This is a genomic window from Chitinophaga oryziterrae (assembly GCF_009758125.1).
GTDB lineage: Bacteria > Bacteroidota > Bacteroidia > Chitinophagales > Chitinophagaceae > Chitinophaga > Chitinophaga oryziterrae.
Map to the genome: position 1 here is coordinate 80,911 of NZ_WRXO01000006.1, position 26,899 is coordinate 107,809.

Annotated in this window: 1 protein-coding gene; it reads right to left on the bottom strand. The window is 45.0% G+C overall.

Going from position 1 to position 26,899, the window contains the following annotated elements:
* Positions 1-26,139 carry a non-ribosomal peptide synthase/polyketide synthase gene (locus GO495_RS20180; RefSeq protein ID WP_157301534.1) on the bottom strand — a complete coding sequence of 8,713 codons (26,139 nt, stop codon included), beginning with the start codon at positions 26,137-26,139 and terminating at the stop codon, positions 1-3.
* Positions 26,140-26,899 lie beyond the last annotated feature (760 nt).

Below are 26,899 nucleotides of genomic sequence, written 5' to 3' on the forward strand. Positions count from 1 at the left end.
TTATAAGTTGAATGTTCTGATATTTGTTTCGTCTGATTTTACAGACGGCCTATTTACCTGAATATGCAGTGCTAATGCATGAACGGTTGGCAATTTGAAGAAGGTGCTCACAGGAATGGCGATGTCAAATTTCTCCTGTATCGCAGCTATTACCCGCATAGCCAGGAGGGAATGACCGCCGGCTTCAAAGAAATTATCATGAATACCAATTTCTTTGAGAGAAAGTAATTGCAACCAGATATTAACAAGTTCCTGTTCCGTTTGATTAGTAGGCGCTACAGATGATTGTCCTATTTTGCGGTTTGGTATAATACTCAGGAGCGCTTTCTTATCTGTTTTTCCACTTGGAGTAACAGGTAATGTATCAATGATGATGAGCGTAGCCGGTACCATGTAATGTGGCAGTTTACTACGTAACCAGGTGAATACTTCTTCGAGGTCCGGATGTGTGGAGGGTACAATCAGCCCTACCAGGCGTTTATCACCATTTTCGTCGGATGTGGCTAATACTACGGCCTGACTGACAGCAGGATGTTCCTGTAACACGTTTGCGATTTCTTCAGGTTCAATTCTGTATCCACGGATTTTTACCTGCTCGTCTATTCTGCCTGAATATTCAATATTCCCGTCTTCCAGCCATCTGCCGGTGTCTCCGGTTTTATATATCCGTTCGCCAGTATTCATGGTTACAAATCGTTCATCTGTTAATGCGGATCGATGCAGGTATCCACGCGCCAGTCCCGGACCGGCCACACATATTTCCCCTTTTACTCCCGGAGGACAAAGTCCGCCCCAGGCATTTAATATGAACACCTTTACATATGCGATGGGTTTACCAATGACCACGGTATTGTCCTGTAAAACAGGTGCATCCGTGAGAGATGTACAAACTGAATTTTCCGTAGGTCCGTAAGCATTAATGACGCGTATACCTTTACTCATCATGTATTTTGCGTCTTCAATCCGGAGTGTTTCTCCAGCAGATACAATTGTTTTTATCGGTCCGAGTACTTCCCTGACTATTCTTTGATAGGAAGGGGGCAAGGTGACCAGTGAAATCCCGTAATGCTGCACCAGCGATGCAAAGCCTTCCACTGTGAGTAGTTGTTCTTCCTGTGGTAATACCAGTGTGCCACCACTTAACAATGTATTAAATATCTCATAACAGGAAGCATCGAAACTAAACGATGCAAACTGTAAAGTGCGCATACCAGGTGTTAATTGCAGGGCTTCGCGCTGACTCCGGGCAAGATTTACAATGCCGCGATGTTCTATCATTACACCTTTAGGTTTGCCGGTGGAACCAGAGGTATAAATTACATACGCCAGTTGTGTTGCTGCCGGCAGTTGCAGTGGTGCAGTTACAGGCAATGCTGCGATAGCTGTGGCGGCAGATTCCAATAGTATTGTTTCCGGCAAATGAACTCCCTGTAATTGTTGCAATGTGACGGAATTAGTAATAATAAGCGTAGCCTGGGTATCAGACAGCATATAATTGATGCGTTCAGCAGGATATGAAGGATCTACCGGCACAAATGCAGCACCTGCTTTTAAAATGGCCAGTATTGCAATGACCATCTCTGGTGTGCGGTTAATACAGACAGGCACTAACGATTCTTTGTTGACACCCCTTTGTTGAAGATAGTGGGCCAGCTGATTGGATCTTGTATCCAGTTCCTGGTATGACAAAACATCTTCCCGGAACATCAATGCTGCTGCTGCCGGCGTTAATGTTACCTGTGCCGAGAACAGATCGATAATGGTATCGGTGTCATTGAGCTTATAGCCTGCGGGAGTATTGTTAAAGGTTGTTGTTAGTTGTTCCGTTTCTGTTGTAGTTAATATTGGAAGTAAGGCAATAGCTGTTTGCGGTGTGGTTATTGCCGCCTGCAGGATCTGTTCAAAGTGGGTAATGATACGGTTGATAGTTGCTTCTTTGAACAGGTCTGCATTGTATTCTACACTTACTTCTATGTTGGTTCCGGTTATTGCAAGAATGAACGTGAAATCAAATCTGGCCGTAGTTTGTGTGGCAGCCACAGGTAATAGTTGCAGCTGATCTAACTCCAGTGCAGGCGTTTCAGGGGTATTCTGTAATACCAGCATTACCTGGAACAGAGGACTTCTGCTTAAATCACGTTCTTTGCCTGCTACCTCCACTACTTTCTCAAATGGTGCATCCTGGTGTTCGTAGGCATCTAGGGTGGTCTGCTTTACCCGGTGTAGTAAAGTACGGAAGTCAGGATTGCCGGATAAATCTGTACGTAAAGCCAATGTATTGACGAAGAAGCCGATCAATCCTTCTGTTTCCTGTTGATTTCTACCGGCAATGGGGCAGCCTACACATATATCTTCCTGTCCGCTATAATGGTATAATAAAACATTGAATGCAGTGAGGAAGGTCATGTAAAGGGTTACACCTTCCTGTAGTGAAAATGCATGCAATGAGGCTGTCAATGAAACCGGAATAATTCTTTTGCAGACGGCTCCATTGGTTGTTTGTACCATTGGTCTTGGATAATCTACTGGTAATTGCAGCGGAAGGATTCCGGATAGTTGCTGTTGCCAGTAGTTTAGTTTCCTTTCCAGTACTTTACCACTCAGATGCAGGCGTTGCCAGATGGCATAATCCGCATATTGAATAGCAGGTGTGCTTAAAGACGGTGTTTCCTGGTTATTGTAGGATTTGTAAAGTCTGGTGAGTTCGTCTACAATAATGCTGATAGACCATCCATCCACAGCAATATGATGCATCGTGAGTACCAGCACGTGCGTTGTATGAGACAGGCGAATCAGTTCAGCACGCAGCATATGTGAATTCTCCAGATCAAATGGCGCATGTATCAACGAAGTTATATCGGCCTGGCTATCCAGTTCTTTCCAGTTCCAGCTGTTGGCAGGCAGGATGTGCTGGTGGGGCTGGCCATCATGTGTGCGGATCGTGGTACGCAATATTGCATGGCGGTTGATGATGGTTTGTAAAGCCTGTTTCAGTGCGGACTTATCTAATTCTCCTTCCAGCCGCAGGATGGCAGGCATATGATACGCAATGGTCCCTTCCAGTTGATCAATGAACCATAAGCGTTCCTGGCTATACGAAAGTGGGATACGATCGGGGTAATGATCTGTTGTTGTAACCGGCGACAATGGAGCATTGTTATTAGCAAGTATATACTGTGCCTGTGCCGCGATGGTAGGATGCTGAAAGATCTGTTTAACGGGCACTTCTACCTGTTCCTGTTTGCGCAGTGCTGCGGTTAACCGCATTGCAAGCAGGGAATGACCACCAAGCGCAAAAAAATTATCGTGTATACCTATCTGTGGTATGTCTAACAGACTACTCCATATTTCAGCGAGCGCAGTCTCCTGCAGGTTTCTGGGTGCCTGGTAGCTGGTTGTCTGCCAGTTCCTGTCTGGCGCTGGTAATGCCTGTTTGTCGATTTTTCCATTGGACGTCAAAGGGAAGTTATCCATTTCTATCCACATAGCAGGAATCATGTATGGAGGCAATTGGGGTGTCAGCCAGGAAATGATCCGCTCACGATCAAATGTCCGGCGGACAGAGAGATAAACGACCAGTTGCTTTCCGCTACTGGTATCTTTAGCCAGTACTACTGCTTGCAGGATATCTTCATGCTGTACCAGCAGATGTTCTATTTCTCCGGGTTCTATACGATATCCCCGGATCTTCACCTGATCATCTATCCGTCCGCGATATTCGATGGTACCATCCGGCAGCCATCTCGCCAGATCTCCTGTGCGGTACATGCGTACACCCGGCTGAAATGGATCGTTGACAAAACGGGCGGCGGTAAGCGTTGGCCTCTTCAGATAACCATTGGCTACGCAGATTCCCGCTACGCACAACTCTCCTGTGATACCTATTCCACATAATCTGTCTTTCCCGTCCAGTATATAGATACTCATATTTTGCAAAGGCTTGCCCAATGGGATATGTGTACTTTCCGGAGTAGTATGCATAATATGATGACAGATATCATCAGAGGCCTCCGTAGGCCCGTAAGCATTAACCAGTGGAATCCTTTGGTAGAGAGGATGTTCAAACCATTGGGCCACCAGGTTGCGCGGCAGTACTTCGCCTGTTACCACCAGATATTGCAGATGAGATAAAGGGATGGTTCTTTCCTCCTGCAGCAATGTGGCCATATAGGAGGGTACTACCTCCCAGATGGTTACCTGATTGTCCTGGATTAGCTGCATTAAGGCTGTTGGCTGCAATACCAGTTCTTCGCTGTAAATACTGGTAGTTCCCCCTACAAGAAGCGCCACCAGCATCTGCCATACGGAGATATCAAAAGTGGGAGATGCAGTATAAGCTACATTACTGCCATATGTCAGTTTTAAATCATTTACTTTGGCAAAGAGATGGTTCAGCATCCCTGCATGTGTTACCATAACACCTTTGGGCTGGCCGGTAGAACCTGATGTATAAATAACATAGGCAATATCTTCTGGCGTAACGATTACCTGTGGGCGCGTAATAGCCTGCCTGCCGATCGTTTCTTTTAGTTCCACCACATCCATAACAAGTAATGCCGGAATGGACTGTAAATGTTGTTTGCCCAAAGGACTTACTATGGCAATGGTAGCACCGGTATCATTCACCAGGTATTCTACTCTGTCTGCCGGATAATTGATGTCCATAGGAACATAGGCGCCACCCGCTTTCATAATGGCGAGTATAGATACTATCATATTGATAGAGCGTTCCATACTCAGCAACACTAACGTGCCATTGGTTACACCTTGCTGATGGAGGTAGTTGGCTAAACGATTGGATTGCTCCTCAAGTTCGTTGTATGATAGCTGTCTGGCTTCCATCTGAATAGCAATACCTGCCGGTATATGTTTGCCCTGCAGCGCTATCAGGTCCAGTATAGTGAGAGTTGCCGGATAGCTTACCTGTGTATTATTAAAGGTATGGAGGAGTTGCTTTTCTTCCGCAGGGGTTAACAACCGGATGTCCATGGCAGTTGTTGCCTTTTGTGAAGATATCTGCAGCAGAACATGTTCAAAATGTGCTGCAATAGCGTTCACATATGCCTCCTGTAATAATGATGCGTTATAGCTGAACCGTACAGTGATTTTTTGCCCGGAAGAGATAGCAAGGCTGAGAGGGTAGTTAGTTTGTTCATTCATCTGCACATTGCCGGCTTTTAATTGCCATTGCTGTGCTGTCAGCAGGTTGTTTACCGGATAGTTCTCAAATACAAGCAGCGTATCAAACAGGTCTCCACTAATACCCGTCCAGCGCTGTATGTCTATCAGAGAAGTATATTGCCAGTTACGACCCTGGCTTTGTTTGTTTTGCACGTCCTGTAACCATTGCACAAGCTTTTCTTCTTCTGTAATTTCTGCGTGTAACGGAAGCGTGTTGATATAAAGACCTACTCTTTGTTCTACACCGGGTAATTCAGCAGGGCGGCCGGATACCGTTATACCGAAAGTTACATGCGGATTGTTGGTATAGCGATATAACAGTAATGACCACACTCCCTGCATTAAGGTATTTTGAGTAAGATGATGTTCCTGTACATATGTCTCAATAAGTGTAGCATCGATCTGAATAATATGCTCCCTGTAGATGCCCTCTCCTTTGTTCCTTGCTTCTGTGGCAGCAATGAAGGGAAGCAGACAACCTTCCTGTATTCCGGCCAGATAGCTTTGCCACCAGGTTTTTTCTGCCACCATATCTCTGCGAAGCAGGTAATGAATATAGTCTTCATAACGATCTTCCACAAATACTGGTAAAGGTTGTTTTCCGGAAAGGGATTCATATGTTTCCAGCAATGCCTGCATGACAACAGGAATAGACCAGCCATCCAGTACAATATGATGAAAGGTCCATTGTAACCGGTATAGCTTGTCTTCCAGTTGCAAAAGAGTGATGTGCATGAGTGGTGGCTGTGTGAGATCAAACCCACGTACTCTGTCGGCTATTTCAAATGCTTTAATAGCTTCCTGTTGCTGATGATGCGAAAGATCGCGATAATCAATAACCGCAATTTTCAATGGCGTTTCATTGTACGCGCATTGTACGGGAATTGCAAATACATCATTATAAAACCCGGTACGTAAAATGCTGTAATGGCGTAATACTTCATTCCAGCTTTGTTCCAGTCGTGCCGGATTTACCCCCGTCAGTTCACATGCAAACTGGTCGATGTAAGCACCTGACCGCTGATCAAATGCATAGTGGAAGAGGATGCCCTCCTGTAAATTACTTAATCTGGAAAGTCCCGTTATTTGCTGGTGACGTGGCCTGCCGCGATAAGATGTTGCCATAAACTGATCCAGTTCCGTAATGCTGATAACATCTCCGACACCATAATCAGAAGGCGTAAATACCGGTTTTGAGACAGAAAGACATTGATCAATTATTCCCTGCAGGTGTTGCATAAAGGCATTGGCAATATGCCGGATACTGGTATCCTTAAAATGAAGCATACTATAGTTCCATTGCAGGGTTAATGTGCCGCCTGTTACCACTGCATTGACCGCCAGTAAATAATGTACCGGTAAGTTCTGTGGGATAACAGATGGTACCGGTTCTCCTGCCTGGATCAGCGCATCCCGCTGTACCATGTTATCTGTTTGCCCGAGATAATTAAATATCACTTCCCATGGATCTTTTCCCTGCAGTTGTTCCGCCTTATTCAGATACTTTAATACGCCATATCCAATTCCCTTATCCTTTATTTTCCTTAATTGCTCTTTCACATTTTTAATGGCTGTATCATAAGATATCTGGCTGGGTACTGATAATACTATCGGATATAAGCTGGTGAACCAGCCCACCGTGCGGCTGATGTCCGCACCTGTCAGCAGATCTTCTCTGCCATGGCCTTCCAGCCCGATCATTATCTGTTCATGGTGGTTCCATCGTGTGAGCGTCAGTGTAAGAGCTGTCAGCAGTAAGTCATTTATATTGGTATGATAAGCTGCCGGTGCTTCCTGTAATAACTGGCGGGTATGGGAGACGTCTAATATCGTGGTAAGCTGGGATATGTCTGCCATGTGCAAAGGTTTGACTGCGACATTATCCGTACGTAAGGGATAGCGGAGTGCTTTTATCTGCTCCCAGTAATGTTGTTGCTGCAATAATCCATCGCCTGTTCCATAACTGATCAATGCCTGATACCAATCCCGGTAGGAACTGGTTTTAGGTTGCAGTAGTTCTCCTGCTAACAATGTTTTCAAATCTTCCAACAGGATTCTCCAGGATACCCCGTCTATTACCAGGTGATGTATAACGAGCAGTAACCTGTTATGCATTACGGCATCAGGGGTTTGTACCCATGCTGCAGCACCCAGGAGACCTTTTCTGATATCAAGCTTTCGCTCGCATTGTTCCTGCAGGCCGGCCAGTATTGGTAGAAGATCGTCATTTGTATTGCGTATATCTTTAATGGTTAGTTCTCCTTCAAAGGTACCATACGACTGCTTCCAGACATCTTCTGCCCATTGATAAACAAAACGTAATGCGTCATGATACCGGAATAGCTGATGCAATATCCCCGTAATTTCCTCAGCGCCGAACCGCTTGTCTATCATCAGGGATATACTTTGTGTAAACGGAATGGATACATCTGTGTAATTTTCAAAATACCATTGCTGTACTGGTAATAAGCCGCTGTCGTTGCTCAGTAACCCCTGCTCTGAGATATTGGTACTTTGTACCTGTGCGTAAAAGTGCGCGGCTATTTTTGCAATGGTCTGCTGATCAAAGATGTGGCCTACTTTCAGGTCAAATCCGGCGCGTCTGGCTCTGCTAACCATTTGTATGACGATGATGGAATCACCTCCCAGCTCAAAGAAATTGTCGTGAATTCCCACGATAGCAATATTCAATAAATCCTGCCAGATGCTTACCAACTCTTTCTCAAGTGGATTTTCAGCTTCCGCAGTTACTTTGTTGTCAGCATGCGCAACTACTTTTTCTGGTGCCGGCAGGGCTTTCCTGTCTATTTTCCCGTTGGCATTGAGAGGCAATTGTTCCATCGGAATCAGGAAGGCGGGGATCATGTATTCTGGCACACGTTCGCGGATGTACTGTTGAATACCTTCTTTATCGAAAGTTGTTTCCGGTACAATATAGGCCGCCAGTTGCTTGCTATGTCTTTGCTCATCTGCCACTACGGTTACGATCACCTGTTTTACCTGTGGTGCTTGTTGCAGCACGCCTTCTACCTCACCCGGCTCGATACGGTAACCACGTATTTTTACCTGGTCATCCGCACGGCCAATAAAAATAACATTGCCATTTTCATCCCATCGGGCAAGATCCCCTGTTTTGTACAAACGTCCACCAGGAAGGAAAGGATGTGGAATAAATGCGAGGGCCGTTAATTCAGGCCGGTTAAGATAACCCCTGGTAATACCAGCGCCGCCTACATACAATTCACCTGCAATACCAATTGGTACTGGTTGTAAATAACGGTCAAGAATATATGCAGTACGATTGTTAAGCGGACGGCCTATAGGCGTTGGGGTGCTCAATCCCCGCTGGTCAATCCTGTAACTCAGAGAGAACGTGGTGTTTTCGGTAGGGCCGTATATATTACTTATTGCGATATCGGGATAGGTTGCTGTCAGTAAAGCCACATGGCGTTCAGACATTTTTTCTCCTCCTGTCAATACCGATTTTAAATGGGCAAATACCGTTATATCCGTATCAACTAATTGATTGAACCAACTGGTAGTAAAGAACATTTTTGTTACCTGGTTATTTTCCAGTGCTGTTTTTAGTATGGCAACATCCAATAACTCATGTTCTCCGCTCAGGATAAGACGACCGCCATTTAAAAGTGTACCCCAATATTCAAAGGTGGTAGCATCAAAAGATACAGAGCCGGCAGAAAGGATCGCATCTGTTTCCTCAAAGGCCATATAACCTGGTTCAGATACCAGGCTGGTGACATTCTGATGTGTAACCAATACGCCCTTGGGCCGCCCTGTTGAACCGGAGGTATACATTACATATGCCAGGCTATCTGCCTGAAGTATTATCTCCGGTGCAGGAGCCGTTAACAGGTCTGCTGTCAGCATGTCTGCACAAATAACGTGTAGGGTTGAACGAATGTTTTGCAGCCTGTCTTTATAACGATTGCTGGTTATTGCTACCGGACTGTCTAAATCAGATAATACATAAGCAATACGCTCATCCGGGTAAGCGGGGTCGATTGGTACATATGCACCTCCAGCTTTAAGTATAGCTATGATTGACACTATCATGTTCAGCGACCGGTGCATACATAGTGGAACCAGGGTGCCAGTGGTTACACCTTGCTGTGCAAGGTATCCTGAAAGCATAGAAGAAGATGTATGCAGCTCCAGGAAACTCAGCGACTGACCATCTGCCACTACTGCAACAGCATCCGGTCTTGTTTCTACCTGCTGCAAAAACAGATCAATAATGCTCGCTTTTGAGGGATAAGATACTGTTGTGTTATTGAATGTGGTTAAAACCAGTAGCTGTTCAGCAGGAGTAAGGATACTCATCTCTTTCACGCTGGCGACCTGTTTGTCGGCTATCTGTCCCAATACCCGTTTGAAATGCTCTGCAATACGCATGATATCAGTCGTCTGCAGCAGATCATTATTGTAGTTAAATAGCAATTTAATTTTTTCACCCGTGGTGATGATGATCGTCAACGGATAGTTGGATATTGGTTCTGCCTGTACTTCCGTGATTTGCATCGGCCAGTCCTTTGCATGTAATATTTCACTCACCGGATAATTCTGGAATGCAAGTGTGGTATTAAACAGATCGCCTGTAATCCCGGTCAGACGCTGAATATCATTCAATGCTGTATACTGCCATGAACGGCTGTTCAGTTGATCTGTTTGTATCTGGCGGAATAAATCTGTCAGTAGTAATTCACCATGGAGGCTGGTGGTAAGTGGTATTGTATTGATGTACAATCCTACCCTTTTTTCGATGCCAGGGAGCGTTTCAGGTCTGCCTGAAACAGTGATGCCAAACATTACCTGATCTTTACCCAGATACTTGTGCAGCAATAATGCCCAAACACCCTGCATTACGGTATTCATAGTGAGATGCTGCTGTTGTGCCCACCGGGTTAATTTGCTGGTTACCGCAGTATCGAGTGTTACGGCTGTCTCTTTAAATGATCTGGTGCTTTTTGTGCTACTTTCACTTTCAACAAATGGAAGCAGGCAGCTTTCTGTTACGGATTGAAGGTAGCTGCTCCAATATTGATCTGTTGCAGTTTTATCCTGCTGATAAATAAATCTGATATAATCTTCATATTTATCTTCCTGCTGGATGGAAGGGAGATTCCCTTTCAGCAGACCTGCATATAATTCCAGCAGTTCCTGCACCAGTAGCGGGAAGGACCAGCCATCGAGCAGTATGTGATGAGAAGTCCAGTAGAAGCGATATTGAGTGGCGTTCCATTTGATTAGGGTTACCCGCATCAGTGGCGCTTCTTCAAATGCAAAGTGCCGGTAACGGTCCGCTGTTTCAAATGCGTTTAATTGCCGTGACTTTATTTCTTCCGAAAGAGAACTGTAATCCAGTATAGTTACCGGGAGCCGTACCTGCTGATACACTACCTGAACCGGTATGTTGAAGGCATCATAATAAAAGGCACTACGCAGGATGGTGTGTTTTTGCAGCAAATAATCCCAGCAGCGGGTAAACACTTCTTCCTGTACCTGGTTGAGTGTGCATCTGAATTGTTCTGTGTAAGTGCCTGCGGATTCATCGTACAGGCTATGAAAGAGCATGCCTTCCTGTAACCCGCTCAGACGATAGATACCAGCTACCTGGTTTCGTCTGCTACGGTTATTGTGAGGGGTATCCAGAAATTGGTCCAGTTCCTGGTAGGTGATCCATTTATGAAGGTCGTAGTCGGCAGGAGTGAAAGCTGGCGGCTGTTGTCTGCAATGGTCAATAATCGTCAGTAGTTGTGCCTGAAAAGCCTTTGCTAATTCGATGATAGTGGCCTCTTCAAAATGGAGCCGGCTGTAACCCCAATGTAAGATCAGTTCATTATGTTGTATTGCGCCGTTGATGAAAATTTTATCAAACACCCGGAATTGTCCACCCACAGGGTGTCCTGTATTTTCGCCGGCCAGTTGTATACGACCGTTGCCGGCTACCAGATGATCTGTCTGACCTAAGTAATTGAAGCCCACTTCCCATGGGTCGCGCCCTTGCAGGGCCTGTGACTGCCGGAGGTATTTCAATGCACCATAACCTAATCCTCCATCAGGAATACTACGTAGTTGTTCTTTTATTGATTTTATGTAGTCTCCGGTATCGTTATTATTGCCAGGTTTTAAAAGAACAGGATACATATTGGTAAACCAACCTACCGTACGGGAGGTATCTATGTTGTTAAACAGGTTTGTCCGGCCGTGTCCTTCAAGTCCAATGGTAACAGTATCTGAGGCATTCCAGCGGGTGAGCGTAACCGCGAGCGCGGTTAACAGTATATCATTGATGTCTGTATGATAAGCTTGTTGCACATCCTGTAGAAGCGCCCGTGTATGTTCGCTGTTCAGGCAGATTTCGTAGTTTCCTGTATCGCGCATGAGTACCGGGCCTGCATGTATTTTATCTGTTTTTAACACTGCCTGCTGTGAAGAAATTTGTTGCCAGTATGGCTGTTGTTGTAATAATGCCGGTGTGGCAGACCAGTACTGTAGCGCTTCCTGGAATTGCCGGTAGGAGCTTGTTTTGGCGCCCAATACCTGTTCTGGTGTTTTGGCGCTTCCGTTATTAAGGAGGAGTTGTAAATCTTCCAGTAAAATCCGCCATGATACGCCGTCTACGACCAGGTGATGAATAATGAACAGTAAACGATTTGATTGTTCGTCTGCCGGTGTAAGGAATAATACTGCACGGAACAATCTGCCCTGCGCCGGGTTCGGGGACTGCTGATAATTTTCTCCTGCACTTGATAAAGCAGTTACCCAGGTAGCGGATTGCGTTAAGTCAACTATTTCAGGTGTTATTGTGGCATCACCGTAATGCTGCTGCCAGGAAGAAGCCTGCTTCGTATAGAAGAATCGCAGTGCATCATGATAATCAAATAGATCTCTGATGGCCTGAAATAGTATTTCATGCCTTATCTTTTTATCTGTTGCTAACAGCAACTGCTGATTGAAGTGTGCGTCCTGATCCATATTGGTTGATACGTACCATTGCTGAATAGGCAGCAGACCTGCAATTCCTGTTAGCCTCCCTTGTTCTCCGGTTACTGCCGGAACAGAAATATTTGTTTGCAGTAATTCGGCCAGGGCGGCTACGGTCTGGTATCTGAAAAGGTCGCGGGGAAAAAACGTATAACCCGCACGGTTTGCTCTGCTTACTACCTGAATGGTAATAATGGAATCGCCACCAAGTTCGAAGAAATTGTCGTAGATCCCTATTTGCTGCCTGCCCAGCAATTCCTGCCAGATGCTGGCAAGGGTCGTTTCAATAGTATTCCGGGGGGCTGTGTAACTGTTGCCGGAGTAGTATTCGCCATCAGGTGACGGTAATGCTTTGCGATCCACTTTTCCATTAACGGTAACGGGCAATTGATCCAGTGTAATCAGGTCCGCAGGCAGCATATATGCAGGCAGCCGCTGTTTCAGGTATTCGAATACTGCTGCTTTATCGAAATCCGGTAAGGGAACGATATATCCAATCAACCGTTTATTCAAGGAATGATCTGTTTTTACAGCAACTGTTGCCTGAGCAATATGGGTATGTTCAGATAAGATGTTCTCAATTTCACCCAACTCTATTCTGAATCCACGTACTTTTACCTGATCATCTATTCTTCCTGTATATTCAATATCTCCGCTATCAAGCCACCGGCCTACATCTCCGGTTTTGTACATTCGTTCTCCCCATGTCCCGTCAAAAGGATTATGCACAAAACGTTCGGCTGTCAATGCAGGTCTGTTCAGATAGCCACGCGCCAGAGCAGCGCCGCTGATACAGATTTCGCCGGGTACGCCAATAGGAGATAAGTTACCGTGTGTATCAATGATATGAATTTTTACATTGGGAATGGGTTTACCTATCACCACCGTATTATCCTCCAATACCGGTTGCTGTGCAATGCTCACCGTCACTGTGTTTTCGGTAGGGCCATACCCATTCAGTATACGAATACCTTTGCTGAGGATATAGCGTCCATCCTCCCGGTTAAAGACTTCTCCAACTGAAAGAACAGTTTTCAACGAACCCAGTACATCCCTGATGGTATGCAGGTAAGATGGGGGAAGGGCCGCCACTTCTACCTTGTGTTGATGAATAAGTGTGGTCAGTAGTTCAGCAGATAATAATGTTTCTTTGGTGGCAAGTACCAGCAAACCTCCATTTAAGAGAGTGTTGAATATTTCGTAACAACTGCCATCAAATCCAAAGGAAGCAAATTGTAAAACAGGGGTGCCGGTATTGATCTGCAGAAGATCTTTCTGTGAGTAAGCCAGATTTACGATACCTCTGTGTGGCACCAATACGCCTTTAGGCTGGCCTGTCGATCCCGAGGTATAGATGACGTAAGCAAGTTGTGTAGCAGCGGTAGCGGGTAAAGGAGACGAAGCATCGGCAATGTGTGGCCAGTCCTGATCTAAACAGATACGCGAGATATCAGCTGGTAAGCGGTCCGCACAATGATCGCTGCAGACTGCAATGGTTGCAGCTGTATCCGAAAGCATGTACCGGATTCTTTCATCCGGATAATCCGGATCTATAGGTACATAAGCTCCTCCTGCCTTCAGAATAGCCAATATAGCTACAATCATGCCTGTGGAACGTTCTATACATAGTGGAACAAGCGTTTCTGAAGTAATCCCCTGGCTGCACAGGTAACGGGCCAATTGTGTAGAGCGTTTATCCAGTTCCAGGTAGGTCATCGTCTCTTTTGCAAACACCAATGCAATGTCATCCGGTGTAAGGAGCACCTGTTGTGCAAATTTATCAGGGATACTTTGCGACAGCGGGTAAGATACTGTTGTGTTATTGAAGTGTTGTGTCAGCAGCTTTATTTCTTCCTGTGGTAATAGGTTTAAGGAGGCAATATCTGCAACAGGTTGTTGTAATATGGCTTGCAGCAATATTTTGAAGTGTAGTGCCATACGGCGAATGGTAGCAGGCCGGAACAGGTCTGTGCAATATTCAATACTGCCATTTAACCCGTCTGATGTTTCATTTAGAGATAAGGTAAGGTCGTATTGTGTCGTATTCCGTAAAACAGGTTGTTCTTTTAATGCTATTGTACCTAATTGTATGGTGGGTACCGGAGGTGTATTTTGTAAGGCGAAAAGCACCTGAAAGATGGGGCTGTGACTCATGTTGCGCGCAGTCACCACTTTGTCAACAATTTTTTCAAATGGAATATCCTGATGCTCCCAGGCATCTAGTGTAGTTTGTTTTACTTGTTGCAGCAGTTGTTCAAAAGATAGATTGCCTGACAGATTGCTCCTTAATGCCAGGGTATTGACAAAGAATCCAATCAGGCTTTCTGTTTCCTGGTGTGTTCTGCCAGCTACAGGTGTGCCTATACAGATGTCTGTTTCTCCGCTATACCGGTGTAGTAGTATTTTAAATGCACTGAGCAAGGTCATGAATAAGGTACTGTCATGCGCCAGTGAAAAACGGTGTAATGCATCCAGTGATGCCTTGTCGAGGGTAAAATGATACATGGCGCCACGGGAACTTTGTTCGGCGGGGCGGGGGTAGTCTGTAGGCAATTCCAGTACAGCTACGCCGGTGAGTTTTTGTTGCCAGTAGGTTAACCCGTTACTGATATGATCAGCGGCTAACTGGTTTCGCTGCCAGATGGCATAATCGGGGTATTGTACAGATAGCGTAGGCAGCTGAACGGCCTGCTGGTTAATGCCCGCTTCATACAAGGCAATGAGTTCTTTCACCAGTATGCTTACTGACCATCCATCTGCTGCGATGTGATGCAAGGTAAGTACCAGTGTGTGCCGGTCAGGTGCATGTCGGCTTAATTGTGCACGCAGCAGATAGTCACGGGCAAGATCAAACGGTTGATTGATGAATTGATATATTGCTGTCTGGTCGGGGATGTTACCTAAATGGGATATTTTCCAGTTGTCAGCCGGTTGCACCTGTTGAAAGGGAATGCCGTCAGTTGTATGAATGATGGTTCGTAATGCTTCATGCCTTGCAACAATGCTGCGTAATGCATCTTCCAACGCTGTTACATTCAATGCTCCATTCAATTCCAGAATGGCTGGCATATGGAACTGTGTGCTGCCGGTTAGTTGATCCAGGAACCATAGCCGTTCCTGATTAAAGGATAATGGGATCAGCGCAGGGCGCATAGTAGCCGTGATGGCTGGCATTGCCGTTAGGGGTGCCTTCTCGTGAATGAAAGCGGCCAGTTGTTGTATCGTAGGGTTGTGGAACAGGTCTTTTACAGATAGTTCTACTGACAATCCTTTCCGGATGGCCGCTGTAGCCCTCATTGCCAGAAGAGAATGTCCTCCCAACTCAAAAAAGCTATCTGTTGCACTGATCCTGTCGATATGCAGTAATGTTGTCCATATGTTTTCCAATGTCTTTTCTATAGTGCCGGAAGGTGCTGCATAACTCTGCCGTGTAGACATACCAGTTACTGGTGGCAGTGCGGCTCTGTCAATTTTACCATTTGCATTCAGCGGCAGATTAGCCAGCGGGACTATATACGATGGGATCATATATTCAGGCAACTGCTGATGCATGAATAGTTGGAAGGTATCGTGATCGTAATCTGCTGCGGGCACAATATAGGCAACCAGTTGTTTGCCTGCTGCCGGATGGAGGTGAATTGTAACATATACTTGTATAATGCCGGCATAACCATGCAATACCTGTTCTATTTCACCGGGTTCAATACGATAGCCACGGATCTTGATCTGATCATCTGTACGGCCTGCGAAGAGGATGTTTCCATCTGCTTCCCATCTTGCAAGGTCGCCGGTTTTGTATAACCGTTCTCCAGCCCGGAAGGGATGCGGAATAAAGACCTGCGCCGTTAGTTCCGGTCTATTGAGATAGCCGCTGGCAACACCTGCGCCACCTACATATAATTCTCCCGGAATACCAATGGGTACCGGCTGTAAATAACTATCAAGAATGTACGCAGTCCGGTTATGTAATGGTTTACCTATAGGTATTTGTACCGGAAGATTTTCCGGTTTTATAAGATAGCTTAAGGAGAAGGTGGTGTTTTCCGTAGGACCGTAAATATTACGGACTTCAATATGGGGATATGCTGCAATTAGTTGTTTGACATGTTTTTCGGATAATTTTTCCCCTCCGGATAAAATATTCTTTAATGTGGAGAATACAGTAATGTCAGTATCTATCAGTTGATTAAACCAGCTGGTAGTAAAGAACATTTTGGTGATAGTATTCTTTTGGAGAATTGTTTTCAATACGTTCACGTCCAGTAATTCCTGTTCTTCACTCAGCACCAGTTTACCACCATTCAGCAGCATGCCCCAGTATTCAAATGTTGTGGCGTCAAAAGCTACAGACCCTGCGGACAATACCGCATCTTCCGGATGAAAGCTCATATAACCCGGTTCGCAGACCAGGCTGGTTACATTGCGGTGTGTTACCAGCACTCCTTTGGGGCGCCCTGTGGATCCTGAAGTGTACATCACATACGCAAGGTCTGCAGGTTGCACAGGATGGTGAAGAGTCGCAGCATCAGTCAATTCCTTTAATTCATCAACATTAATAATCCGGACAGATGTATGTTTAGCGCTTATTCTTTCTGCAAATCTGTTGCTGGTGAGGATGACAGTACTGCCTAAATCCTCCAGCATAAAGGTGATTCTTTCATCCGGATAAGCTGCATCAATGGGGGCATAGGCAGCTCCCGCTTTAAGTACCGCGAGCAATGCGATCATCATATCCAGGGAGCGGGGTATGATAATCGGAATGAGGGTACCCGGTTTTATCCCCTGTTGTATTAAACAGGCTGCCAGCCGGGAAGACTGCATATCCAATGCTCTGTAACTGAGCGTGTTGTCGCCTGCTACTACGGCAATGGCATCCGGATATATCGCTACCTGTTGCAGAAAAAGGTCAATAATAGAGGAATTGACGGGGTAATCTCTTTGTGTATCATTAAAGGAATGAATCAATACATGGCGGTTTTCCTGATCAGATAAGGATAACTGGCCGATATTAACTTGAGGATCATCAATGATGGCGCGCAGTAATTGCTCATAGTAACAGCTCATTTGTTCTATGGCAACAGCCGTAAACAGATCAGTGCAATATTCTATGGCTAACTGAAGGCCGCTTGCGGTTTCTCTGAGCGAGAATGTCAGATCAAATTTAGACGTTTTATTTTGCAGCGGTTCAGAGAAGGCTTTCATCTGACCTATCTGAAGGTGGTCCAATTCCGGGGTATTCTCCAGCGTAAACATTACCTGGAATAATGGATGGCGGCCTGTTTGTTTGCCTGCAGCCAACGCTTCTACTACTTTTTCAAAAGAAATATCCTGATGGTCGAAGGCGGATAGGATCGTATGATTTACCTGCCGCAGATTGTTTATAAAAGATGATGATGCCTGTAATGATGTCCGCAAGGCTACGGTATTGGTAAAGAAACCGATTAGCGCAGCCGCTTCATCACTTGTTCTGCCGGCAACAGGCGTCCCCACGCAAATATCTGTCTGGCCGGAATAACGGTATAACAATACTTTGAAGGCAGTGAGCAGGGTGGTGAAAATAGTAACGCCTTCCTGACGCCCCAGGGTACGGAGTGCGTCTGATATAACAGGAGACAATCTGGTTGTATGCGTTGCTCCACGGGTACTCTGTATGGGGGGCCGCGGATAATCTGTTGGTAATTCCAAAGGTGCCACCGCAGCCAATTGCTGTTTCCAGTATTGAAGTTGCTTATCTTTCAGATCTCCAGACAGGTAAGACCGTTGCCAGATTGCATAGTCGGCATATTGAATTACAGGGTCTTTTAATGCAGGAAGCTGACCGGTACTGAATGCATTGTATAAGACAGTCAGTTCCTGGATCAGGATCCCGGTGGACCATCCGTCTCCTGCAATATGATGAATCGTAAGTAATAGCAGATATTGTGCAGTATCCTGCCGGGTGAGTTGTACCCGCAGCATATGATCTTCTTTTAGATTGAAAGGACGATCTGCCCATGCCTGGATCGTAATTTCATCAGCGGGGTATTCGTATTCCTCCCATTCCCACAGATCTTTTGGTAATATCTGTTGATAAGCGTTGCCGTCTTTTTCTGCAATGACCGTGCGTAATACTTCGTGTCTGTTCACGATAGTACGGAATGCAGCCAACAGTGCTGGTTTATCGAGGTTTCCGGATAATCTGACAGCTCCGGTGATATGATAATGGGTACTTCCTTCCATTTGATCGATAAACCACAAACGTTCCTGTCCAAAGGATAATGGAATATGTGATGGTCTTGTTTGTACAGTTAGCGGAGGCAGCAGGTCTGTAGTTGCTTTTTGCTGAATAAACAAGGCCTGTTGGGAAATAGTTCGTTGTTCAAATATTGCCTTTATTGGTACTTCTATGGCAAAGGTTTTGCGGAAAGCGGCTACCAGCCGCATGGAGAGCAGGCTATTGCCACCTGTTGCGAAGAAATCATCGTATATTCCTGGCTGTTTGATGCCTAAAAGTCCGGTCCATATGGCGGCTATTGTCATTTCAGTCTGATTCCGTGCTGCTACCCAGGGTTGGTCAGATAAGGCCAGGGTAGGAGCAGGCAATTCCTTTCTGTCTATTTTACCATTTGAAGTAAGGGGTAGCTGATCCAGCGCAATCAACAGGGAAGGCACCATATATTCAGGTAGTGCAGATTGCAGATCGGTTAGTAAGGCTTCCCTGTTAAATATTCCTTCCGGTACGAGGTAAGCCAGCAGCCGTGGATTGTTTTGTGTGTCTTTATCTGCTATAACAACAGCTTCTTTTACGAGAGGACTGCGTAGCAGTACACTTTCAATTTCACCGATCTCTATTCTGAATCCCCGTATTTTTACCTGGTCATCAATTCTTCCGAGGTATTCAATATTTCCATCCGGCATCCATCTGGCATAGTCACCGGTTTTATATAATCTGCCGGCTATATCAGGCCGGAAGCTATCTGTTATGAATTTCTCTATATTGAGTGCTGCTCTGTTCAGATATCCTCTGGATACCTGAACGCCGCCTATATGGAGTTCGCCTGTAACGCCTACCGGCAATACTTTGCCGGCTTTGTCCAGGATATAAAGCCGGGTATTGCTGATTGGTTTGCCGATCGGCACCAGGTCAATGGCGACCTGTTTTGGTGCACACCAGCAGGTAACATCTATGGCCGCTTCAGTAGGGCCATAGAGATTATATAATGTTGCTGCAGGAATATTATAATGTACATCCAGTACCTGCTGCGCTCTTAAGGCTTCTCCGCTGCATATGATGCGTTGCAGTGGGAGCTTGTCTTCCGGGGCAACAGTTTCCAGAAAAACTTGCAGCATGGAAGGTACAAAATGGATGGTTGTAATATTATAGTAAAGGATAGCCGCTTTTAAATATGCTGCATCTTTATGCCCCTGTGGCTTGGCAAATACCAACTGTGCGCCTGTAACTAAGGGCCATAGCAATTCCCATACGGATACGTCAAAGCTGTATGTTGTTTTTTGTAGTACGCTGTCAGTAGCTTCCAGACCAAAATAATCCTGCATCCAGCGCAACCTGTTTACAATACCACGATGTTCATTCATGACTCCTTTGGGCTGGCCGGTGGAACCGGAGGTATAGATAACATATGCCAGGTGATGTGCCTGCACGTTGGCGGGAGCCTGTGGAAGAAGGGTGTTGGCTGGAGGCAACTCCTGTGGAAGAACTATTTCAATATCTTCTGTCAGATAACCTAATGCCGGCAGATGTTTTGTATGAGTGATCAGTAGACGGGCCTGTGTATCTTTCAGCATGAAGATAATACGGGCCGCCGGAAAATCCGGATCTACAGGTACATAAGCTCCTCCTGCCTGGAGAATGGCAAGAATGCTGATAATCATATCAGGAGACCGTTCCAGACATAAGGGAACAAGGACATCAGGCCCTACTCCTTTATGTTGCAGATATAACGCAAGATGCGAGACTTTTTCCTGTAACTGCGCATAGGTCAGTACCTCCTCTTCAAAAAGAACAGCAGGAGCATCGGGAGTAAGTGCTACCTGTGCCTGGAACAAGTCAGGTAAAGTAGTTGCTTCATAATCAACATCAGTATTGTTGAAGCTTTCCACGATCAGTTGCTGTTCCTGTGTGGTTATCCAGGAGATGTCTTTTAATTGTTGCGCAGGTGCTATGGCAAACTGGTTAAGCATTTCCTGCAGATGCCCTGCTATAGCCTGTATATATTCATCCCTTAGCAGAGATGCATTATAACTGAATTGAAACTGCAAGCTGTTACCTGCAGTCACATTGATGGTGAGAGGGTAATTACTTTGCTCTGTTACTGCAATTTGTTGTAAAGACAGCTGCCAGTCTTTTGCAGTAATAATTTTATTTACCGGATAATTTTCAAATACCAGGAGGGTGTCAAAGATTTCTCCCTGTATACCGGTGATACGCTGAACGTCGGAGAGGGAGATATGCTGATATTTATAATGCTGCAGCTGCTGCTGTTGAATACCCTGTAACCAGGTATCAGTCGAGCTTTGCTCATCCACCGTGATACAGAAGGGAATGGTGTTGATAAAAAGCCCGGCTCTTTGTTCTACTTGTGTCAGTTGTGCTGGTCTGCCGGAAACTGTGATACCATATATCACTTCCTTATTGCCGGTATAGCGGTATAACAGATATGCCCATATGCCTTGTACGAGCGTATTGAGAGTGATGTGCTTTTGCTGAATATATTGCTGAATGTGTGCTGTTGTTTGTGCGTTTATATCCAGCGTGTGTACATAGTATTGGCCGGTACCCATGTTGCGGCTGGCCGATGCCGGGATAAAAGGTAATAAAACCGGGGTACTGAAATTTTGCAGGGTTGTCTTCCAATACTGCCATTCTTGCTGTATCGGACGATGCTGCAGGTATCGGAGGAAGTCTGCATGATTGTCCGGCATTTGTGGTATAAGTGGCTGCTGTCTGAAGAGCAGCTCATATGTTTGCAGGAGTTCCTGCAACAAAACAGCTACAGACCAGCCATCCAATAAGATATGATGGAAGGTCCACAGCAGATGATAGCTGCTGTCGCTGGTACGGATAAGCGTTATGCGCATGGGTAATGCCTCCTGCAGCATAAAGCCCTTTTGACGGTCTTTTGCAGTGTAGGTGGTTATAGCGGTATCCTGTGCCTCCGGATCAAGCTGGCGGAAGTCTTCAAAGAAAACAGGCAGGTTTATTTTATCATGAACAACCTGCAGTGGGATACTGGTGAAGTCATGATGAAATGTCGTACGAAGTGCGCTATGTTTTTGCAGGAGGAGTTCCCAGCTTTGCAGAAAGATATCCTGCTGAAGCTTTGGAATGCTGGCTGATAGTTGATCTATATAAGTTCCGGCATTCTGATGGTATAGGCTATGAAATAACATGCCCTCCTGTAAGGCACTCAACCGGTAAAGCCCTGTTACATGCTGTCGTCTGGTGCTGTTCATCCAGGTGCTGTCCAGAAATTGATCCAGTTCTTCGTTGGTTAGTACATCACCAAGATCGAAATCTGCCGGTGTATATACGGCGCTTATGCCGGCCTGTTCTGCACAATGATGGATAAGTGTTGTAAGTTTTTGTTCAAACAGTGTTGTAAGTGACCGGATGCTGGCTTCATGGAAGTGTTTAGTGCTGTATTGCCATTGTAATTGAAGTGTATCACCGGCTATAATGCTATTGATGCTGATCTTCTCTTTTATAATAAAGTCTTCGTGTGTATATGCTCCCAGGGCGACGGCCTTATCCATTTGTCCCAGGTAGTTAAACACAATATCCCATGGAGTGGATGCCTGCAGGGAAGGTTGTTGATATGTATAACGGAGCAGACCGTAGCCGATGCCTTTATCTGGAGTCTTCCGTAATTGTTCTTTTATCTCTCTGACAGCCTTACCTGGTGTAATATTAGGAGGAAGAGACAGCGCTACGGGAAACATAGAGGTAAACCAACCTGTGGTACGGCTCACATTCAGTTCTGTTATGCTGTCCTCGCGGCCATGACCTTCTAACCCGATTACAACCTGGTTTATTTGTTTCCAGTCGGAGAGGGCCAATAGTAAGGCGGTAAGAAGGACGTCGCTGATATTCGTGTGATAGGCCAGTGGAGCTTCCTGTGACAGAAGCCGGGTAATGGCCGGATTTAACCGGGTGGTTATTTTGTGTGTATCCTTTGCTGTTAGTTCTGGTGAATAAATCCTGTCGGTAGGTAATGGCTGATATTTTGCCATCACCAACTCCCACCAGGGCAGTTGTGACAGGAAGCGTGGTTGCAGCGGTGCGGCTGTCAGAGCCTGCTGCCACTGGCGGTAGGAGGCCGTCTTTGGAGTGCCGGCGATAGTAGAAGTAGATTGCGACAGGATAGCAAACAGGTCTTCTGTCAGAATCCGCCATGATATGCCATCTACCGCCAGGTGATGAATTACCAGCAGTAATTTGTTCCGGCTGGTTCCTGTAATGAATAGAATAGCAGAAAGCAGTTGTCCATGTTGAATATCCAGCTGATCTGACAATAAGCTGGCATAGGTAGCAACAGTATCCTGAATGGCGTCTTCCGTGTTGTTTTCCGGAATAAAGGTGACCACTTCTGTTTTAGTGGGGGTTCCGTAGTATTGTTCATTGGCGGCGTAATAGAAACGCAGGGAATCATGTTGCAGCAGCAGTTGGTCTAGTGCCAGGGAAATGACAGGTGCAGTGATAGTCCTGTTTATATCTATCGTGGCATACTGGGTAAGCATTGCCTGTCCGGATTGTGCATGCTCCAGGTACCACTGTTGTACAGGCAGCCATCCACAGTTACCTGTTAACGTTCCCTGTTCTCCGATAACTGGTGTTTCAGTCTGATCATGTATTATATTCGCAAGTGCAGCAATGTGCTGATAGGTAAAAATATCTTTCGGTTGTAATTGATATCCAAACTTGCGGACGCGGCTGATAATCTGCAAAGTATTGATAGAATCACCACCCAGCTCAAAGAAATTATCATAAACACCTATACGGGGAATGTCCAGCAGTTCCTGCCAGATGTCAATCAGTCTTGCTTCTGTTTCATTGCGGGGAGCTACATATATTTGCCGGGCAGTCACTTCCATTTGAGGATCCGGCAAGGCTTTTTTATTGATTTTACCGCTGGGTGTCAGTGGAAGTTCGTTTAGTTCCATTAATAAAGAGGGGATCATATATTCCGGCAGCTGCGCTCGCAGGAAAAGAAGTACATTTTCTTTATCAAAGACATCTGCCGTTACTACGTAAGCTATCAGACGTTTGTTTCCCTGCTTGTCATGATTCACTGTCACTGCTGCCTGGCGAATTTGTGAATGCTTTAATAACAGGTTTTCAATCTCTCCTAATTCTACCCGGAAGCCACGGATCTTTACCTGTTCATCCATTCTTCCCAAGTATTCAATATTGCCATCAGGCAGCCACTGGCATAAGTCGCCCGTACGATATAATCTGCTGCCAGGGAGCGTATTAAACGGATCATTGATAAATTTCTCTGCAGTTAAGGCGGCGCGGTTAAGATACCCGCGGGCTACCTGTACCCCTCCGATATGTAATTCCCCGGCTACTCCTATGGGGCTGGGGTTTCCTGATTTGTCCAGTATATAAAGTTGTGTATTGGTTATGGGTTTACCTATCGGCACTATCTGGAGTTCCTGTAAGCCCTTGTCCGCGTGCCAGCAGGTAACTTCAATCGCAGCTTCAGTTGGCCCGTATAAATTATATAGTTCGGCTTCTGGTAATGTGTTCCGGAATGAAATTACCTGTTGTGGCTGTAATGCCTCCCCGCTGCAGATAACACGTTTCAGAGAGGGAACTGTTCCGGGTAGAATATTTTCCAGGAACATGTTCAACATGGAAGGGACAAAATGCAGGGTGGTAATATGAAAGTGGTTGATGACGGTTTTCAGATATTCAGTGTCTTTTTGTCCTTCCGGTAAAGCAAATACCAGTCTCCCTCCTGTCATCAATGGACACAGTAATTCCCATGCAGACACATCAAAACAGAAAGTTGTTTTTTGCAGTATAGCATCGTTGCTATTCATGCCGAAATAATTCTGCATCCATAGCAAACGGTTTACTATTCCGCCATGCTCATTCAGGACGCCTTTAGGAGTTCCGGTAGACCCTGAAGTATAGATAACATACGCCAGATGATGAGGCTGTATATCAACAACCGGCGGTATGATCGGTTGCTGTGCAATTATTTGTTGTTGTTCATCCATGAAGAAAAGTACAGGCGTTACCGCAGTGAAACGATCTTCGTACTTCCTTTCTGTAATTAACAGGCCGGCCTGTGTGTCTTCCAGCATGAAATCAATGCGGGAAACCGGATATGCCGGATCTATAGGAACATAGGCTCCACCTGCTTTTAATATACCCAGTATGCTGATGATCATATTGAGGGAACGTTCCAGGCACACCGGTACCATTACATCTGGTGCCACTCCTTTTTGCCTGAGCAGATGTGCCAGTTGTGCAGTGGTATCTGACAGCTGCTGATAGGTAAGCGATTCTGCTTCAAATTGTACAGCTATTGCATCTGGTGTCTTTTGCACCTGTGCCTCAAATAAATCAATAAGCGTATGATTATCAAAAGGTGTAGGGGTAGTGTTGAAGGCCTGGATTAATGATTGCTCTGCAGGAGGTATCACCATTATCTCTTCCAACAATGCATCCGGGCGGTACAGGAATTGTTCAAAAATAAAGAACAGTCTTTGTGCAAGCATATTTATTTCAACAGCAGAAAAATAACGCATATTCCAATCTATTCTCAGCTGTAAAGGTTGTTGTGCACCATAATCCCGCCACCATAATTCCAACGGATACCTGCCATAGTGGGCAGGGATATCATAAGTGACAGCGGAGAGCCCTTCTCCAAGATACAAAGAGAGGTCTAAAGCTGCATAGTTTACAACTACTTCCAGAAGATGATCCTCAGCAGCATTTATTTTGTAATGTCTGCTTAAATCACCTATCAGATAGGCCTGATGACGATAATCTTCCCTTGCCTGTACAACTGTCTGTTTCATCAATGCAGCCACTGTTAACTGAGGGGTATAACTGCCCAGAAAGGGCAGAATACCAGTGAACATACCCACAATGCCCCGTAGTTGTTTATTGCGGCGCTTATGCAAAGGAGTACCAATCGTGAAGGAGGATTGCCCGGTGGTACGAGCGAAGTATAAGGTCAGTGCTGCAATGGTTAATTGTTGCAGACTATATCCTGTTTGTGCCAGCAATGCTTCCAGCACATGCTGTTGCGCAGGTGTAGGATCAATGATAACAGTATTGCTTTTCTTATTGTTCCCAGCTGCAGGATAGCGTGGTTGAAATAATTTTGATGGTCGCTGAGCGATCCGTTGTTGCCAATATATAGCATGCTGCTGATATATAGAACTCTGCCGGTAAGCATTGGCCTGAATGGATTCTTTCTGGTAGGAGGGGAAACGGAAAGAAACCGTATTTCCTGTTACTAAAGAAGTATACTTTTGGGAAATATACTGTTGTTGGGCGGAAATGCCAAAGCCATCTGTTATAAGATGATGATATTTGAAAAAGTGCCAGTGTTCTGTAGCAGATATTTTCAATAGATAGTGTTCGGATAGCAATACGTTCCTTTTCATTTCAAATGAAGTATTAACTACTTCATTCATCCAATCAATGACTGCTTCCTGTGACTGATGGCTAAAATCAAGGATGATAAGTTCCAGGTGGTGGTAATCATCGTCAAAGTAAACGCCTGCTTGTTCTGCAGTGGCATCAAACCGCATACGGAACGCGTCAAAAACGGTAGGCATTGAATTGATAACAGTGGTAAATACCGCTATTTGAAGCGGTCCTTGTATTTTCGTATAACCGCCGATATTATAGTAAGTACTTTCCGTATTAATAAGCTGATCTATATAAACATCATATTGTGATGGATGTAGTGGTACCAGTTCTAGTGACATATCTGTTTATTTGGGTTTCCAATGGGGAATTAGTTTTTCGTGATAATTTGGATAGTTTCCTGCGGATAAGGCATAAACCTCCCGCAATGGGCAGACAAAAAAGGATTAATTATTAAGGAGAATCTGTAGAGGGATTTCAGGACATCAATGTTTTTTCCAACTGAAAATAATCTTTTAAAATTTTTGCTTAGCCCTGCTGTGAAAGGGTAGGGGAAGCAAATAATTTGGCAACTGATAATACGTAAATGATAATTTGTTTTGTTCTGCAGATATAGCTATCGCTAATGTAAGTACATGGCTAACAATAATATATTATAAAAGAAGATGATCGGGTTCCAAAATCATAAAAGAATGGCTGTAACCTCATGGTTACTATAATGTTACCGGCTGATAACTTTTTTTTTTGTTCAATATAACCTTCACTGTTATATGGGTAGTATTAGGATTAATTACAAAATATAGTATTTATTTACAGACGACGTAATTTAGTAAACAAATTTAATACACCAAAAAAAAATGACAGTATTCCTGGTTATCTTGAAAAGAATCAATCACTTTATTACAGCGGCATGTTTTAACGCTGAATTTCCCTTGCAGTGAAGTGCCAGAAGATTGGTGTTGGTGTTGTATTTTTGGCTGTTTTTAATTGAATTGAGTAAACAAATTTTTAATCTTTCATAAAGAAGGATATATCATTTTAAAAATGAATTCGACAAGGCTATTTTAACCCAGATAATACTTAGTTATGCCATTTCATGTT

What these genes read in the sequence shown, in the direction of transcription:
- GO495_RS20180 (WP_157301534.1), bottom strand. Translation starts at nt 26,139, where the DNA reads ATGTCACTAGAACTGGTACCACTACATCCATCACAATATGATGTTTAT.